A 16,855-nucleotide genomic window follows, 5' to 3' on the forward strand; every position below is an offset into this window, starting at 1 on the left:
GAGGCGATTCCATGCGTATTTTTCTTACCGGCGCCACCGGATTCATCGGTTCGCGCATCGTGCCGGAACTGCTGGCGGCCGGTCATCAGGTCGTGGGCATGACCCGGTCGGAAGAGGGCGCCAAGGCACTCGTTGCCGCGGGCGCGGAACCGCATTTCGGGCTGCTGGAAGACCTGGACAGCCTGCGGCGTGGTGCGGCCGCCGCCGACGCGGTGATCCATACCGCGTTCGATCATGATTTCGCCCATTTCGTGGCCAACTGCGAAAAGGACGCGCGGGCGATCAAGGCGCTGGGTTCGGCACTGGCGGGATCCTCGCGGCCCCTGTTGCTGACCTCGGGCACGGGTGCGGGAAGCTCGGCGGCGGGCCAGCCTGCAATGGAGGACGTCTTCAACCCGGAGCACCCCAACCCGCGCATGGCGTCGGAACTGGCCGGTGCGGAAATGCTGGCCGCCGGCGTGGCCGTGTCGGTGATGCGGCTGCCGCAGGTGCACGACACCGTTCGCCAGGGCCTCGTCAGTCCGCTGATCGACATCGCCCGCGAGAAGGGCGTGTCGGCTTACGTTGGCGAGGGACTGAACCGCTGGCCCGCCGCGCATGTGCTCGATGTGGCCAGGCTGTATCGGCTGGCGATCGAGAAGTGCAAACCCGGCGAGCGCTATCACGCCGTCGACGAGGAGGGCGTTTGCGTTCGCGACATTGCGCAGGTGATTGGCGCGGGCCTGGATGTGCCGGTCAAATCGATCGACGCCAGTGAGGCGCCGGATCATTTCGGCTGGCTGGGTGGCTTCGTGGGCCTCGATCTGTCCGCGTCGAGCGCATGGACGCGGCGCGTGCTGGACTGGCATCCGACCGGGCCGAGCCTGATGGACGACCTCAAGCACATGGATTATTCGCGTCGGGACTGAGCGGATGCAGCAGCGCAGTCCTCATCCGCGCGCCAGCCGCTTCGTTCGAGAAAGCTGGCCGCGTTGTCGTTGTTGACGTTGAGGATGTCCTGGATCGCGCGCGGCTTGTCGCTGGCGTGCGCGTAGTATGCGCGCGCGATGCGGTAACCCACCCAGTAGCCGAGGTCGCCCGGCGCTTGGGGTGTGCCGGGGCCGTTGTACAGCCAGTGGGACATGTCGGTATCCATGGCGTGCGTCTGGAAATCGCGTTCGATGCGGCACGCCTTGTCCTGCGTCCAGCGCTTCAGGTGGACATTCAGAACTTCGCCCGAGGTCAGCTCGCCGATGAATTCGGCGCCGCCTTCCACCAGCGAGGCAAACAGCACGGTGGCATTGGCCGGCGGAGCCACCTGCGCCGCCGGCTGCTGCACGTGCACGTATTCGTGGGCGATCAGGTGCACCAGCCGCTGGGTGATGTCGGGGGTCAGCCAGTTCGATCGGCAGATCACTTCGAGGCCTATGGTGACGCCGTTCGCGGTGGTGGTACCGCCGGTGTTGTTGCGGCCGATGACGATCGTCACCGGTGGAAACGTCGCCTGCGGATCGAGCTTGGTCAACTCGGAAAACACCTGCCGCAGCTGGTCGCGCGCCGCCGGAAGCATCGGTACGCAGCGGCGTGCGTTGCGAAAATCCTGCGGCGACTTGGCGATGGCATCCGCCAGTTTTTGGGCGGAGGAAATCCGCGCCGTCACGAATTGCTGCAGGCCCGGTGACCCGGCGTCGAGGTAACCCGCCTGGAGCGCCGCGGCCGAGGGTTTGCCTTCGGCCTTGTCGTAGACCGCATAGAAGCGCGCGACATCGTCGATGCGCACGACGGGTTGTCGCGAGGTGATCGAGGGTGGTTCGGGTTGGGTCGCGGCGTGTGCGAAGGTGCTGAACAGCACGAGCAGGAGCATGAGAATCGATCGGCGCACGTGGGGTCCTGATGGCGTGGATTTATTCGCGTGCATGTTATCCGCAATAAATCGTCCTACCTGATTCCTTCCCCCGCTGCGCGGGGGAAGGTGCCGAAGGCGGAAGGGGGCGCGCGGCATAGCCGCGCTGTTGCTTTCCGCACCGGCCAAAAGCGCCCTCATCCGCCCTCCGGGCACCTTCTCCCGCGCAGCGGGAGAAGGAACAGTTCACGCTCAATACGGGTGCTGCCGATAGAACAGCTCAAGCTGGCGGTACACCTTAGGCAGGTGCTGGCGCAGCGCTGCGGGCGTTTCGAAGAACTGCTCGCTGGCCACTGCGAAGAATTCGGCCGGGTTTTCCAGAGCGTACGGGTCGATCGGCAACTCGGCGCCGTTGCGGTGCGCATCCTTCAGGCGATCCCAGGCGTTGGAGAAAACCTTCCACCACACGCGGTGGTCCATTCGCCGGTGCATCGGCGGGAAGCCGTTGGCGTCGCCATTGAGCATGTCGAGTTTGTGCGCCATTTCGTGGATGACCACGTTGTGGCCGGGCGTCTCCCCGATGTGCAGCACGTCCTCCCACGACAGGATCACCGGGCCGCGGCCCCACGCTTCGCCCGACAACACGGCATCGGATTGGTGGACCACGCCCGCGTCGTCCATATGCGAGTGGCGCGGGATGAAAGCGGCGGGGTACACGATGACGCTGTGCCAGCCGTCGTACCAGTCCAGGCCCAGCTTCAGGATGGGCAGGCATGCGTGCGTTGCCAGCAGCACGCGATCAGCGTCGTCCAGTTCAACCCCTTCGACCGGCTCGATGGATTTGCGGTGCAGAAACAGCGTGGCCAGCACGCGCAGCGTTGCCTGATCGGAAGCGCCCAACCGACGTGCCGGCGCACAGCGCTGCAGCGCCTTGCGCCAGAGGTCTTCGGCAATCGGATGCTGCGCGACGACGCGCCGCTCGCGCCAGTTTCGGATGAGCTTGAACATGGATGCTGCCAACGTGTTCGATCAGACACTCATGGCTTCGGTGCCGCGCTTTTGCAAGCCCGTGCACCGATCGCCGCACCCTGACACCTGCGTCGAGGATGAAGCCGTGTGTGGTGGTGGAAACGCGATGCGGAGAATCCGCCTCGGGATGCGTGGCTGGTGCCTCTGCAGCCGATGGTCAGCCGCCCGTGGCGCCGCCTCGCATCCCCCGCATGAAACATGTGGTGAACCGGCTCAGGTCGAGTGGTTCACTGCGTGATGCTAGATCACGCGAAATGCCTGCTGTCGCGCAAGACCATTGCGGTAGACGGGACGGCTGGCGTAGGTGCCCGTGGTGTAGCTGCTGTCGCGCATGCGTGAGCGACGGTGTGGGCGGTGGATGAAAAAGCCCTCGGGCAGATGGACTGCGCGATTGACGGGTGAATCAGAGGTCGTGCCAGACCGCTTGGCCCGTGGGCTACGGTAGAACAGTGACATGATTGAAGTTTTGATTTTGTGCCTCCTTTTTTCCTTTGTTTACAGTTATTTGCAGCGCGATTGTAGCATGTCTGGCGGGCCGGGGCCCGGTTGCTTCGGGGCGAAACCACGCGGTGCGACAAAAGGCCCCGCATACGCGCGTGTCAGGCCTGTGTGGCGCGGCGTCGAAAAGCGCGCAGCAAGCCGGCGACGGCGAAGAACAACCACACCGCCAGGCTCACATACACGCCCGCGTCCGGGATGATCTGCAGGAAATCCAGCTGCAGCGCCTGCGCCAGTTCATACGTGGCCACGGTGTACATACCCACCGGAAAAACGATGTCCCAGTCGTCCGCTTCATAGCGCAGCGGCACATGCCGCCAGGCGTATCGCCAACCTTCCAGAAGCAGCAGCAACGGTATCCACCAGGTGGCGGTCGCCCAGAAGAACAGCGTGAACCCTTTCACGAACGGCAACAGCTGCGCCAGCGAACCCGATGCCGGGATGTGCCGCACCAGCAGGCTGCCGGCCAGCGCGGTGATCGCCAGCGCGCCCATGTTGATCCAGTACGGCGGGGTGAAATCGCGGGCACGCAAGGGGAAAAACACCAGGCGATACACCACCAGCGTGATGATCAACAAGTACAGCGCCGCGCCCAGCAGGTACAGGCACAGCGCCGTGAACAACCATGCCGGGCTGAGCGGCGACCCGCTGGCCGTGCGCAGCACCAGCAACACGGCCAGCGCCTGCGTTGCCACCACAGCCACCAGCCAGCCGCCGTTGATGCTGCGGGTAAAGCCGCGCTTGATGCGCGCGGTGATGGTGGCGGCGAGGAACAGGTAGACCAGGCCGATCCAGCTCAATGCGCCGACCGCCAGCAAACCATCGGCAAGCCGGGGCAGGGACACCACCAGCAGGCATTGGCTGCCGAGCACGCAGGTACCCGCCGCCAGGGTAAGAAAACCCGCACCCCGGCCGGGGCTTACGAAATCGGCCAGCAGCTCGCGCGGAAAGTGCAGCAGGCGCAGCACGCTCATCACCAGCAGCACGACATACGCCAGCAGATTCAGGCCGAACAGCGCCTGCGCCAGCAGGGCCATGCCGTGCTGGCTGACGTCGATCGACACGATGCCGGTGGCCATCACCAGCGCGAAGCAGCCGGGATTGAGATGGCGGATTCGCGAGCGCACGACCATCGACAACGCGTTCGGATGCATGGGCTTCTATGCCGTGGGGCCGGGGCAGGCCGGTCGGGAAAGCGGCTCAACGATGCCACGGTCTTCTTCAACGTGGCGCGATGGAGAACGCCTGGTTTCACGTTGCCCATGATCCGTCATGGCATGGTAACGTTATCTACCATGATCGCGGCGGAAAGTGGTTGGGCTGGGCCGTCCGGCGATTGCGCAAGCGCTGCTACCTTTTGCAGGCTCCTGATCGGGCCGACGCCGACTTTTCCGGGGAACGTTCCATGTCTTTCTTCCTGCGATTCCTGTGGCTGGTTGTCCTTGGCGGCTGCATCGTGCCGGCCGCGCTGGCCGCTGACGGAACGGTGGTTTTCCAGCAGCCCGGTTTTCCCGCGGCCGATACGTCGCCGGTGCCCACCGCGGCGCTGGCGGCAGGATTTCCCGACGCACGCATGGTGAACGCGGCACAGCTCGAGGCGGCGCTCGGCTCGGCGCAGACGAAGCTGCTCGTGCTGCCTTATGGCTCGACCTATCCCGAGGCGGCGTGGCCGTCCATCCTGCGTTACCTCGACCGCGGTGGAAACCTGATCGTGCTGGGCGGCAAGCCGTTCACGCGGGCGGCTTATCGCGACGGCAACAAGTGGCGGTTGCGCGAGTCCAGCGTGGCGGCGTCGCTGGAGCTTTTCATCCAGGGTTGGCAGCCCACGCCCGGTTCGCAGGCGCTGCAGTTCGAGCTGAATGCGGATGTGGCGCCGGCGCTGCCAGCGTTCGGCTGGAAGCAGGCGTGGAGTCCGGTGATCCGCCTTTCGGTGGTGATGGACCCCAAGGACACGGCGGCCAACAACGGCAGTGAGGATGCCTTTCTGACCACGCTGGCCTGGGGCGCGCGCGATGGTCACAAGCTGGCGGCGCCGGCGTTGCTGGTCGATCACGTGCAGCATCGTTTCGTGGGCGGGCGCTGGATCTTCCTGGCCTGCGATCCGGACGGTGATGCCTTCGCCAACTCCCACTTGCTGCAGCGACTGCAGGCGCTGGCGTTGCGGCAGGATGACCGCTTCACGTTCCGCCCGCGCATGCCGCTGTTCGTGCAGGGCGAAGCGCTGCAATTCCAGTTCGAGCCGGCGCGTGGAACGACGGTAGAGGCCGGCGACACGCTCAAGGTCAGCGTGCATGCGGACACCGGTGCGGCCCAGCACTACAGCTTCAAGGCCGATCCCACGCAGCCCGTGACCTTGCCGAAACAGGCGGCCGAAGGCGCGGGCCTGCATGTGGTCGAGGCCACGCTGGAGCGCAACGGTGCGCCGGTGTGGACGTATCGTTCGGGCTTCTGGATGCGCGACCTGGCGTATCTGCGCAGCGGCCCGAAGCTCACCGTCAACGGCGATTATTTCCAGCTCGACGGCAAGCCGCTGCCGGTGGTCGGCACCACCTACATGGCGGGCGATGTCGATCGCGACTACCTGCGCAAACCCAATGTGTGGGTGTGGGACCGGGACCTGAAACAGATCCGCGCCGGTGGATTGAACATGATCCGCACCGGCATCTGGTCGGCCTGGAACCGGTTGGTGAACCCGGACAAGTCGGCCAGCGAGGCGACCCTGCGCGCGGTCGAGGCCATGCTGATGACGGCGCGGCGAAATGACCTTCCCGTGCAGTTCAACCTGTTCGCCTTCCTTCCCGAGACGTTCGGCGCCGGCAATGCCTATCTCGATCCGGCCGCGCTGGCCATGCAGGATCGCTTCGTCCATTCGCTGGTGCAGCGCTTCCACGACGTGCCGTTTCTGCTGTGGGACCTGATCAACGAACCCAGTGCCAACACCAACTTGTGGAAGACGCTGCCGCAGGGCGACGCTCTGGAGCAGCAGGCGTGGCGGCGCTGGCTGAAGCAGCGTTACCCGGATCAGGCCGCGCTGCTGGCGGCGTGGTCGGAGCCGTCGTTCGGCAAGGGGCGGGCGCTGCAGTCGAAACCGGACGTGGCGCCGCCCGAGGCAGGTGCCGCCGATCCGTTCGCCTTGCCCGTCGCCGGTGCATTCGATCCGGATGGCGTGCGCGCCGGCGCCAATCCGCTGAAGGTCTACGACTATTACCTGTTCACCCAGTCCGTCTTCAAGGACTGGGTGAAACACATGCGCGCCACGCTCCGCGACGTCGGCTCCAATCAATTGGTGGTTGTGGGTCAGGAGGAGGGCGGCGTGGCGACGCGCTTGTCGCCAGCGTTTTTCTCGCCGCTGGTGGATTTCACCACCACGCATCTGTGGTGGGATTTCGACAGCGCGTTGTGGGCGGGCCTGTCGGCGAAATTGCCGGGCCAGCCGATGCTGATCCAGGAGCTGGGTGAGCAGCGGCGGCTGGGCCAGCGCGACCGGCTGCGCTTTTCCCCGCAGATCGAGGGTTGGCAACTCGAACGCAAGATGGCGATCTCGTTCGCCCAGGGTGCGGGCGGCATCGAGTGGGTGTGGAACGTCAACGCCCGCATGGCCAACGACAACGAGACACCGATCGGCGCGATCCGCGTGGACGGCACCGAGAAGCCCGAGGCACGGGTGCTGGCCGGGTTCGCCCGTTTTGTGGCGGCAAGCCCGGCGAGCTTCACCCGCATCGAAGCGCCGGCCGTCATCATGGTGACCTCGCAGTCGCTGCTCTACAGCGGCATGCGCGACCTGGCCATGGCCACCCAGAAAAAATCGCTGCGCGCCTTGGCCTACGACACCCACACGCCTGCGCGGTTGCTGCCCGAGAATCGGCTGGCCGAGCTCGGCCAGCCGAAACTGGTGATCCTGCCGGCGGCGCAGGCACTGACCGACGACGCATGGCAACACCTGCTCGACTACGTGGCCGACGGTGGCTGCCTGCTGGTGTCCGGGCCGGTGCAGCGCAACGAGCACTGGCAGGCGGTCGACCGGCTGGCCCCACTGAAGCTGAAGGCGGACGTGTTCCCCATCGCGGTACGGCAATCCACGCTGAGCTTGCCGGGTCGCGAGCATCCGTTGCAGCTCAGCTATCCGGCCAGCGTGCAGCAGGCGCCGATTGAAAGCATGCGGTTCGACGACGGCGCCTCGCTGAAGGTCGTGCGCCACGGCAAGGGCAAGCTGATCTGGGTGGCCGATCCGGTGGCGTTCGCCGAGGGCTACGACACGCAGGCGGCGCTGTATGCGTGGGCGCTGGCGCAGGCCGGCGTCGCTCCCGCATTCACCCAACTGCAGTCGCTGTCGCCGGGCGTGCTGGCGTTCCCCACCGTGCTCGACGACGCCGTGCTGTACAGCTTTGCCTCCGATTCGCTGCAGGACCAGACCGTCGACATCAAGGACACCGTCACCGGTGCAAGGATCCATTTCACCCTCGGCGCGCAGCGAGGCGCGATGGTCTTGCTCGATCGGGCGAGTGGGGCGGTGCTGGCTTCCTACAACGCGGGGATGCAAGAGCCTGCCGCAGCGAAGTAGTGCGCGTCGGATGAGCAGCTTGTTCGCGGCGGATGCTGGCGTCGCCGCTGCCCATCGCGACGTCTGGCACGGGAAGCTTGCGGGGGACACCATGTAACCTTGTCGATGGCGGCCGATCCTGCCGCCGTCACCTGCGCCCGAACCGTCCCCATGCCCCCGCTCCATCGTCTGCCTGCCATGCGGGCACACCATGCTCACGGGTCCGATGCTTTCGTTCGTCGGTGGCGTTCGTCGTGCGTTCGCGGCGCGGGTTTCATCGGGTTGAACGGCGGCCACGCGCCCATGGAGTTGTCAGGCACGCAATGAACCGCATGTTCCACTCGTTGAGGAATTACAACTACCGGCTGTGGGCCGCTGGCGCGCTGGTGTCCAACGTGGGTACCTGGATGCAGCGCATCGGGCAGGACTGGCTGGTGCTTACCGTGCTCACCCAGCACAACGCCACGGCAGTGGGTACGGTGATGGCGTTGCAGTTCGGGCCGCCCCTGTTGCTGTTGCCGTTGTCCGGTTTCGCCGCCGACCACATGGACCGGCGCAAGCTGCTGATGCTCACCCAGGGCGCGGCCGGCCTGCTGGCGTTGGGCCTCGGGCTTGTCACCCTCACCGGCGTGGTGCAGCTGTGGCATGTGTATGGCTTTGCATTGTTGCTCGGTTGCGTGACGGCGTTCGACGCGCCGGCGCGGCAGGCGTTCGTGTCGGATCTGGTCAGCGACGACGACCTGGCCAATGCGGTGGCGCTGAACTCGGCCTCGTTCAACGCGGCACGCATGCTCGGCCCCGCCGTGGCGGGCGTGTTGATCGCCGCGGTGGGCGAGGGCTGGTTGTTTGTGATCAACGCCGGCTCCTACGGGGCCGTGCTGATCTCGCTGGGGTTTCTTCGCCTGCACGAATTGCTGGTCGAGCCGCGGCCACCGCGCACGCGTGGCAGCCTGCTGGCCGGCTTTCGCTACGTGGGCCAGCGTCCCGACCTGATCGCGGTGCTGGTGATGCTTTTGCTGCTGGGCACGTTCGGTTTCAACTTCGCCATCTTCATCTCGACCATGTCGGTCACCGTGTTCCATGGCGATGCCGGCCAGTACGGCTTGCTGACCTCGGCGATGGCGGCGGGAACCATGTGCGGCGCCTTGTTTTCCGCCAGCCGCCCGTTCCCCGGCATGGTGCTGATGGCGGTGTCCGCGGGCGCGTTCGGCATCGCCGTGGCAGTGGCGGCAGTGATGCCCAGCCCGTTGCTGTTCGCGATCGTGCTGTTTTTCGTAGGTCTGGCCGCGCTCACTTTCATGACTGCCAGCAACTCGATGATGCAGCTCACCACCGAGCGCACCATGCGCGGCCGGGTGCTGGCGCTGCGCATTGCCGTGGTGATGGGCGGCACGCCGATCGGGGCGCCGCTGGTGGGTTGGGTGGTCGACCGTTTCGGTGCGCGCTGGGCGTTGGGCGTCGGCGCGCTGGCGGGGTTGGCGGCGGCTGCGGTGGCTGTCATCTATCTGGTCCGGCATCGGCGCTTGCGCTTGTCGATGGCGGGCGGGCGCCTGCGTTTGACCATCCATCCGACACCGGCGGATGTGATCGCCGTTCGCGTGGCGGCAGGCGAACGCGTGACCTGAGTGTCGCGTTGCCGCGTTGGCCTTCCGGGTCCATGCCCCTACAGTAGGGGGCGGTTTTCAGCGTGACGGAAGGGCTTGATGGATGATTTGAAGGTCTTGTTGGCGCCGGCGTGGGTGCATACCGTGCTGGGTGGCGTGGCGCTGCTGGCGGTGGCCTGGTTGGTGGCGTGGCTGGTGCGTCATGTGCTCGTGCGGGTGATGACGACGGTGAGTCGGCGCACGGCCTGGCACTGGGATGACGCACTGCTAAAGCGCGGCGTTTTCCGCCGGCTGGCGCAGGTGGCGCCAATGCTGGTCCTGCATCGCGGTATCGGCTGGGTGCCGGGCGTCCCCGTGCTGGTGGATACGCTGGTGTCGACGCTGACGATGGCGCTGGTCGCGCTGTATGTGGTGTTGGCGCTCAACGCCGCGCTGTCGGCGCTGGAGGATCTTTACCAGGCCAGCCCGCGCGGGCGCGAGCGCTCGATCAAGGGCTACGTACAGCTGGTCAAGATCTTCGTGTGGCTGATCGGCGGCATCGTGATCGTCGCGGTGCTGGTGGATCGCTCGGCGCTGTCGCTGCTGGCCGGGTTGGGTGCGGTGTCGGCGGTGCTGCTGCTGATTTTCAAGGACACCATCATGTCGGTGGTGGCCAGCATCCAGCTGAGCTCCAACGACATGCTGAAAGTGGGCGACTGGATTTCGTTGCCGGAGGACAACGTGGACGGCGACGTGGTGGAAATCGCCCTGCATACGATCAAGGTGGTCAACTGGGACAAGACCATCAGCACCGTGCCCACCTGGCACCTGATCTCCAAGTCGTACCGCAATTACCGCCACATGTACGCCACCGGGCGACGGATACGGCGGGCGCTCAACATCGACCTGACCAGCGTGCGGTTCCTGAAGCCCGAGGAGATCGAGCACCTGCGCCAGTTCAAATTGCTGGACGGCTATTTCGAGCGCAAGCAGGAGGAAATCGCGCAGTGGAATGCCGCCGAAGGCGAGGCGGGCAAGCTGCCCATCAACCAGCGCCGGCTCAGCAACATCGGCAGTTTCCGCGCCTACATGCAGGCTTATGTGCTGGCCCATCCCGGGGTGAACACCGACCTGTTCTGGGCGGTACGGCAACTGGACCCCGGCCCCACCGGCCTGCCGCTGCAGATCTACGGCTACACCGTGGACACCGGCTTTGTGGCGCACAACAACGTGCAGGGCGACATCTTCGATCATTTGATCGCGATCCTGCCCGAGTTCGGCTTGTCGCTGTTCCAGCAGCCGACCGGCGCGGACATGCGCGCCGGCCTGCATCGCGTCGACGCGGAAGGTGCGACCGTCACGGCGTAGCGATAACGGATGCCGGCGCGCCAGGTGAAGCGGCTTCGTCTCCCGCCTATGCGCCGGGACCGTCGTGCAGCCCGGCGAGGAGGCGCTCGCGCAACCAGCGGTGGGCGGGATCGTCGTGCACGCGCGGATGCCAGGCCATCGCGTAGTCGAACGCGTCGAGCGCAAAGGGCAGGGGATCGATGCGCAGCGAGAAACCCAGGCTGCGCAGGAACGCGCTGGGCAAGGTGGCCACGGCGTCGGAGCTGGCCACCATGCTGGCCGCCTGCGTATACGTGGCCACCGTCATGGCCACGCGGCGCTTCTGCTGCAGGTTGGCCAGCGCATCGTCGATGATGCTGGAGAACTGGCCGGCGGGTGAGATCAGCACGTGCGGGCGCGACGTATAGACGGCCATGTCCATGGGCGCCGGATCGTCATGGCGGCGGGCCACGCAAAAGTCGTCGCGAAGCAGCAGCCGTTGCTTCAACGAGGGCGCCACCATGCGCGCTGCCCCGAGGTAGAGATCCACGTCGCCGCGCTCCATGCGCGGCGCCATGTCGGCGTAATCGGGTGCGATGCAGCGCAGACGGATTCTCGGCGCCTCCCGCAACACCGCCTGCGCCAGCGGCCGTACCAGCGCCGAAAAGGCATTGTCGTTGGCGGCGATGGTGAAGGTGCGAGCATCGTGCTGCGGGTCGAACGCGTTCGCTGTGATGGCCTCGTTCAACGTCTGGAGAGCGGCGCGAAGCGGCCCCTGCAAGGCCTCGGCGCGCGGCGTCAGGACCATGCCACGACCCTTGCCCGACGGAATCAGCAACGCGTCGCCGAACCACTCCCGCAATCGCGCAAGCTGGCTGCTCATCGCCGACTGGCTGAGGTTCAAGCGGACGGCGGCGCGGCTGACGTGGCGCTCATCGAGCAACACGTCCAGCGACAGCAACAGGCCGATATCGGCGCGTTTCATATCCATGGGTTGGATACCGGGTATGCAAGCGACGCGCTAACGCTCATCGCGCGCGGGCCCCCATCGTAGTGCACTCCCTTTCGCGGATGCCGCCATGACGACCGAAAGCACGATCTATCGCGTGGGCAACGCCCACATCACCCGCATCACCGACCGCCTGCTCACCACGTTGCCTGGGCCGAAGATCTTTCCCGACTGGAGCGAATCCGCCGTCGCCCCGTGGCTCGGCGCCATGCACCCGGAAATGCTCGCCGATGACGACCAGACCCTGATCATGAGCGTGCACAGCTGGCTGATCCGCATCGACGGGCTGGTGGTGCTGGTCGATACCGGCATCGGCAACGGCAAGTCGCGGCCGTTCAACCGCGTCTTCGACCGGCTTAATACCGGCTACCTGCAGCGGCTGGCCAACGCGGGCGTGCGCCCGGAGGATGTCGACCTCGTGCTGCTCACGCATCTGCACGTGGATCACGTCGGCTGGAACACGCGTCTCGTCGATGGCCGCTGGCAACCGACGTTTCCGAACGCGCGGTACGTGTACGCGCAGGCGGAAGAGGATTTCTACGCTACGCCGGCCGCGGCGCCGCGCCGCATGATCTTCGACGACAGCGTGCAGCCGATCATCGACGCGGGGCTGGTGCAACGCCTGGGCGATCGTGGCGGAGAGATCGAAGCGGGTTTCCGCTTTCATCCCACGCCGGGCCACAGCGTGGGCCACATGTCGGTCAGCCTGAACTCCGGCGGCGAGAGCGCCTTGTTCGGCGGCGACGTGATGCACCACCCGCTACAGCTGCACCATCCGGACTGGAACTCCGTGTTCTGCGCCGATGGCGAGCAGGCGCGCCGATCGCGCGCCTGGGCGCTGGACGCCATCCGCGACGGCAGGCTGTATTTCAGCTCGCATTTCCCCGGCACGTCGGTGGTGCGGGCGGATGCACGTGCCGAAAGTGGTTGGGCGTTCGTGTGATCGCGATGTTTCATCGCAGATTTTCGCGCTAGTCTCGGCGCTTCGATCCCACGCCACGCCGGAGTTTTGCGATGAATCTGCGCCACTGGTTTGCGCTGCTTGCCTGCACGGCGATGCTTGGCATGGCCGACACGGGCGTCGCCGCCGAAGTGCCGTTGAAGGTCATGACGTTCAACGTGCGCGTACCGGTGGACACCGGCATGAATGCCTGGGCGAACCGGCGCGAGCTGATGGTGAAGGTGATCCTGGCGGAGCAGCCGGACGTGCTGGGCACGCAGGAGCTGACCGAGGAGCAGGGCGAGTATCTGGCCGCGCATCTGCCGGGCTACGCCTGGTTCGGGCAGGGGCGCGACGGCGGCAGCAAGGGCGAGCACATGGGTGTGTTCTATCGCACCGATCGCTTGCAGGTGGAGCGCTCCGGCGATTTCTGGCTTTCCGACACGCCTGACGTGCCCGGCAGCAAGACCTGGGGGCAACCTTATCCGCGCATGGTCACCTGGGCCCGGTTCCGCTTTCGCGATGGCGGCGGCAGCTTCGCGTATTTCAATACGCATTTCCCGTATCGGCTGGAGGACGTGCATGCGCGGATGCTGAGTGCCGGCATGATCCTGCAGCGCATCGCCGGGCTTCCCGCGGACGAGCGAGTGATCCTCACCGGTGATTTCAATTGCGGGCCGGAGACGCCGGTGCATCGGGAGCTGACCCGCACGCTGCAGGACGCCTGGCTGACATCGCCGCACCGCACCGGCCCGGACCGGACTTTCCACAACTTCACCGGCACGCCGGACCGGCGCATCGACTGGATATTGAGTCGTGGATTCCGGGTTTTGGACGTCCAGACGGTGGACGCGCATGACGGCCCGCGTTATCCCTCCGACCATTTCCCGGTGGTGGCGCAGTTCGGTCGCTGACGGGCGTGGCGCCTTTCTTTTCATAATCTCCACATTGCTCGTGCTGTCTTGTCGCCGTTGCTCATGGGCGGCGCGTGCATGCGCTCCCGGTGGCTGGCGGAAGGGTAGCTCCGCCACTTGCCGGCATGCCGGATGCGGGATGCGAAGCCGTGCGCAACAGGTGCCGCGCGCCAGCTCTGCTTGACGCCGCTGACAAGGTCCACCGACAAGAAGGCGTCCATCATGAAGTCGCGTTGTGCATTGCAGGGATCCCTGGCGCATGCCCGTTTCCGTCCATTGGCCGTTGCCTGTGCGGCGGCCCTGCTCGCCATTACCGGCATGGAGAGCGCATCGGCGCAGACAACGTCGAGTACACCGCCGACGGCGAGCGCCGGCACCAGCACACCGGTGCCGCAGAAGGCCGGCGATGCGAACACCGGCGACACCAGCGCCGCGTCCACAAGGCCTGTAAGGAAGCCCGCGAAAACGGTGACCGACATGAGCCAGGTGGTGGTCACCGGCATCAGCGGCAGTATCGCCAGTTCCATGAAGACCAAGGAGAACGCGAACAACATCGTGGAGGCGATTTCGGCCGAGGACATCGGCAAGCTGCCCGACGTCAGCATCGCCGACAGCCTGGCGCGCGTGCCAGGCCTGGCCACCCAGCGCGCCGACGGCCACGCCAACGCCATCTCCATCCGCGGCCTGTCGCCCGATTTTGCCGGCACCACGCTGGATGGACGCGAGCAGGCCACGGTGGGCGAGAACCGCGGCGTGGAGTACGACCAGTACCCGGCCGAGCTGATCAACGGCGTCACCATCTACAAGACGCCCGATGCCAGCCTGGTCGGGCAGGGCCTGTCGGGTACGGTCGACCTGCACACCATCAATCCGCTGGACCTGTCGAAGCGGACGTTCGTGTTCAACCTGCGCGGCGCGCACAACAGCAACGGCTCGCTGAACCCCGGCACGGGAACGGGCACCAGCGGACACCGCGCCAGCTTTTCGTACGTCGACCAGTTTCTCGACCACACCCTGGGCATCGCGCTGGGCGTCTCCGTGGTCGACCAGCCGATCCAGGAGCGGCAGTACCAGGCGTGGTGGTGGAGCGCCGACAACGGCAGCGCCGGCATCGACCAGAACTGGGGCGGCCCGCATACGCCCGGCATGCCCGACAACGTGGTCTCGCAGGAAGGCATGCAACTGCGCGCGCAGTCGCAGAAGCAGAAGCGCAATGGCGTGATGGCCGTGGTGGAGTGGGCGCCGAACGACGTGTACTACTCCAAGCTGGACATGTACTACTCCACCTTCAGCAAGCGCCGCTACACCAACGGCGCGCAGTGGTCGAGCAGCCCGTACGACCATGTGTCCTATGACAACGTGCAAACCGCGCCGGGTGAGCCGCTGCCGATCGTCACCTCCGGCACGATCCTCGGCGTGGCGCCGATCCTGCAGAACGAATACACGCACGAGCACGACAAGCTCTATTCCATCGGCTGGAACAACAAGCTGTACCTGGGCGACTGGACCTTGATGGCCGACCTGTCCTCATCCAGCGCGCGGGTGAAATTGCACGACGCCTACCTGTTCAGCGGACTGGCCGACGGCGGCTTCACCAGCGTGGATTTCGACACGCCGGCCGCGTTCGGCTATCCGCATTTCACGCCCGGCGTCGATCTGGCCGATCCGGCCACGATGGTTTTCACCGACCCCGGCAGTCCGTGGAGCGATCCGCCCGGCTATGGCTACAACGGCCGCGACGAGTTCGACCATCAGGACGACACCATCCACGCGTTCCGGTTGCAGGCCAGCCATCCGCTGGGCTGGATCTTCAGCGACATGGACGTGGGCCTGGCCTGGTCGGACCGCACCAAGACCAAGCATGCGGACGTCTATTTCGCCTACCTCAACGGCAACGGTTCCACCAGGGAGACGTACCAGGCGCACCTCAGCGCGCCGGTCGACCCGGCGATGCTGTATCGCCCCACGTCGCTGGGCTACGGCGGCATCGACGGCATCCTCAATTACGACGTGCTGGGCGCGTTGTACGGCGGCCAGTTCTATCGCGTGCAGAAGAACGGGCAGGGCGACTGGAGCCGCAACTACACCGTCGAGGAAAAGGTGCCGCTGGCCTACGTGAAGTTCAACCTCGACACGCACCTGGGCAGCGTGCCGCTGCGCGGCAACCTGGGTGTGCAGTTCGTGCGCACCAAGCAATCGTCGAGGGCGCTGCAGACCAATGGCGATGCGCTGGTGGGAAACATCAGCGACGGCGCCTCGTACAACAACGTGCTGCCCAGCCTGAACCTGGTGGCGGAGATCGGCGAACGTCAGTACCTGCGGCTGGGACTGGCCAAGAGCATGGCGCGCGGTCGCATCGACGACGAGAAGGTGGCGACGTCGGCGCATGTGTCGCAGATCACCAACGGGCCCGGCGCGGGTCAGGTCTTGTGGTCGGGGAGCGGCGGCAATCCGCAGCTGCGCCCTTACGTGGCGGTCGGCACCGACCTGTCCTGGGAGAAGTATTTCGGCAAGGCCAGCTACGTGGCCGCGGCGGTGTTCCACAAGAATCTGCTGAACTACATCTACAAGCAGACCGTGCTGGACTACGACTTTTCCAACTACACCAACGACAACCCCACCCTGGTGCCGACCAGCAACATCGGCTCGTTCACCACGCCGCAGAACGGTACCGGCGGCAAGATGGACGGGCTGGAATTGTCCGGTGCGCTGGAAGGTGGGCTGCTGGCGAGCGCACTGGAAGGGTTTGGCGCACAGGCCAATTTCTCGCTGACCAACAGCTCGATTCCGAAGTCGTCCATCTCGTCCATTCCCGGCGGCCCCAAGACCTTGCCCGGCTTGTCGCGCAAGGTGGCCAACCTGGCACTGTTCTACGAGCGCTACGGCTTCTCGATACGCGTGGCCGAGCGCTACCGCTCATCGTTCACCGGCGAGGCCGTGGCGCTGTTCGATCAGCTGGGCTACACCAAGATCCGGGCCAACCGGCAGACCGACCTGCAATTGGGCTACGCGTTTACCGACGGCAGCCTCAACGGCCTGTCGCTGCTGCTGCAGGTCACCAACCTCACCAATTCGGCGGATTCGACCGTGCAGGTCGCCACCCTGGCCAACAACGCGCCGCTGACCCGCCCGCTGGACTACGATACCTGGGGGCGCACGATCCTGTTCGGCATCAACTACAAGCTGTAGGCTGG

Annotated in this window: 12 protein-coding genes; 7 read left to right on the plus strand and 5 right to left on the minus strand. The window is 65.8% G+C overall.

Features of this window, described 5'->3' with window-relative positions; translation table 11 throughout:
• The first annotated feature begins 11 nt into the window (after positions 1-11).
• Positions 12-908 carry an SDR family oxidoreductase gene (locus tag ASD22_RS02890; RefSeq protein ID WP_056078669.1) on the plus strand — a complete coding sequence of 299 codons (897 nt, stop codon included), beginning with the start codon at positions 12-14 and terminating at the stop codon, positions 906-908.
• Here the strand turns inward: ASD22_RS02890 and ASD22_RS02895 are convergent.
• The 3 genes from ASD22_RS02895 to ASD22_RS02905 form a co-directional block, all read right to left on the minus strand.
• Positions 890-2,011, minus strand: coding sequence for a DUF2268 domain-containing putative Zn-dependent protease (locus ASD22_RS02895; RefSeq protein WP_235577486.1), 1,122 nt, complete (start codon positions 2,009-2,011; stop codon positions 890-892). The genes ASD22_RS02890 and ASD22_RS02895 overlap by 19 nt on opposite strands.
• Positions 2,012-2,074: 63 nt before the next feature.
• Positions 2,075-2,830, minus strand: a complete 756-nt coding sequence (locus tag ASD22_RS02900) for a M90 family metallopeptidase (RefSeq protein WP_056078674.1) — start codon at positions 2,828-2,830, stop codon at positions 2,075-2,077.
• A gap of 620 nt (positions 2,831-3,450) precedes the next feature.
• Positions 3,451-4,503: a tellurite resistance/C4-dicarboxylate transporter family protein gene (locus ASD22_RS02905; RefSeq protein WP_056078678.1), complete on the minus strand. Its 1,053-nt coding sequence runs from the start codon at positions 4,501-4,503 to the stop codon at positions 3,451-3,453.
• Positions 4,504-4,754: 251 nt separating this feature from the next.
• Between ASD22_RS02905 and ASD22_RS02910 the strand changes: the two genes are divergently transcribed.
• The 3 genes from ASD22_RS02910 (at position 4,755) to ASD22_RS02920 (ending at position 10,840) form a co-directional block, all read left to right on the plus strand.
• Complete coding sequence (locus ASD22_RS02910) at positions 4,755-7,910, plus strand: cellulase family glycosylhydrolase (RefSeq protein WP_056078682.1); 3,156 nt, start codon at positions 4,755-4,757, stop codon at positions 7,908-7,910.
• A gap of 302 nt (positions 7,911-8,212) precedes the next feature.
• Positions 8,213-9,514 carry an MFS transporter gene (locus tag ASD22_RS02915; protein ID WP_200946310.1) on the plus strand — a complete coding sequence of 434 codons (1,302 nt, stop codon included), beginning with the start codon at positions 8,213-8,215 and terminating at the stop codon, positions 9,512-9,514.
• A gap of 78 nt (positions 9,515-9,592) precedes the next feature.
• Positions 9,593-10,840, plus strand: a complete 1,248-nt coding sequence (locus ASD22_RS02920) for a mechanosensitive ion channel domain-containing protein (RefSeq protein WP_056078685.1) — start codon at positions 9,593-9,595, stop codon at positions 10,838-10,840.
• Between the two features lie 46 nt (positions 10,841-10,886).
• On the opposite strand, the gene ASD22_RS02925 is transcribed toward ASD22_RS02920, so the two are convergent.
• On the minus strand, positions 10,887-11,789 hold the full coding sequence (locus ASD22_RS02925) for a LysR family transcriptional regulator (protein WP_056078689.1): 903 nt from the start codon (positions 11,787-11,789) through the stop codon (positions 10,887-10,889).
• A gap of 88 nt (positions 11,790-11,877) precedes the next feature.
• Between ASD22_RS02925 and ASD22_RS02930 the strand changes: the two genes are divergently transcribed.
• Positions 11,878-12,750, plus strand: a complete 873-nt coding sequence (locus tag ASD22_RS02930; protein WP_056078690.1) for an MBL fold metallo-hydrolase — start codon at positions 11,878-11,880, stop codon at positions 12,748-12,750.
• 71 nt (positions 12,751-12,821) lie between these two features.
• Positions 12,822-13,661, plus strand: a complete 840-nt coding sequence (locus ASD22_RS02935; RefSeq protein ID WP_056078693.1) for an endonuclease/exonuclease/phosphatase family protein — start codon at positions 12,822-12,824, stop codon at positions 13,659-13,661.
• Positions 13,662-13,681: 20 nt separating this feature from the next.
• Here the strand turns inward: ASD22_RS02935 and ASD22_RS16990 are convergent, their stop codons facing one another.
• A complete protein-coding gene (locus ASD22_RS16990; protein WP_235577487.1) occupies positions 13,682-14,158 on the minus strand; it encodes a hypothetical protein in 477 nt (158 codons plus the stop codon).
• Here ASD22_RS16990 and ASD22_RS02940 point away from each other — a divergent pair.
• A complete protein-coding gene (locus ASD22_RS02940) occupies positions 14,139-16,850 on the plus strand; it encodes a TonB-dependent receptor (protein ID WP_235577488.1) in 2,712 nt (903 codons plus the stop codon). The genes ASD22_RS16990 and ASD22_RS02940 overlap by 20 nt on opposite strands.
• Positions 16,851-16,855 lie beyond the last annotated feature (5 nt).

This window comes from Rhodanobacter sp. Root480 (assembly GCF_001426645.1).
In the GTDB taxonomy this organism is placed as follows: domain Bacteria; phylum Pseudomonadota; class Gammaproteobacteria; order Xanthomonadales; family Rhodanobacteraceae; genus Rhodanobacter; species Rhodanobacter ginsenosidimutans.

What these genes read in the sequence shown, in the direction of transcription:
- ASD22_RS02905 (WP_056078678.1), bottom strand. Translation starts at nt 4,503, where the DNA reads ATGCATCCGAACGCGTTGTCGATGGTCGTGCGCTCGCGAATCCGCCAT.
- ASD22_RS02940 (WP_235577488.1), top strand. Translation starts at nt 14,139, where the DNA reads ATGAGCCAGGTGGTGGTCACCGGCATCAGCGGCAGTATCGCCAGTTCC.
- ASD22_RS02890 (WP_056078669.1), top strand. Translation starts at nt 12, where the DNA reads ATGCGTATTTTTCTTACCGGCGCCACCGGATTCATCGGTTCGCGCATC.
- ASD22_RS02900 (WP_056078674.1), bottom strand. Translation starts at nt 2,830, where the DNA reads ATGTTCAAGCTCATCCGAAACTGGCGCGAGCGGCGCGTCGTCGCGCAG.
- ASD22_RS02935 (WP_056078693.1), top strand. Translation starts at nt 12,822, where the DNA reads ATGAATCTGCGCCACTGGTTTGCGCTGCTTGCCTGCACGGCGATGCTT.
- ASD22_RS02930 (WP_056078690.1), top strand. Translation starts at nt 11,878, where the DNA reads ATGACGACCGAAAGCACGATCTATCGCGTGGGCAACGCCCACATCACC.
- ASD22_RS02915 (WP_200946310.1), top strand. Translation starts at nt 8,213, where the DNA reads ATGAACCGCATGTTCCACTCGTTGAGGAATTACAACTACCGGCTGTGG.
- ASD22_RS02920 (WP_056078685.1), top strand. Translation starts at nt 9,593, where the DNA reads ATGGATGATTTGAAGGTCTTGTTGGCGCCGGCGTGGGTGCATACCGTG.
- ASD22_RS02925 (WP_056078689.1), bottom strand. Translation starts at nt 11,789, where the DNA reads ATGGATATGAAACGCGCCGATATCGGCCTGTTGCTGTCGCTGGACGTG.
- ASD22_RS02910 (WP_056078682.1), top strand. Translation starts at nt 4,755, where the DNA reads ATGTCTTTCTTCCTGCGATTCCTGTGGCTGGTTGTCCTTGGCGGCTGC.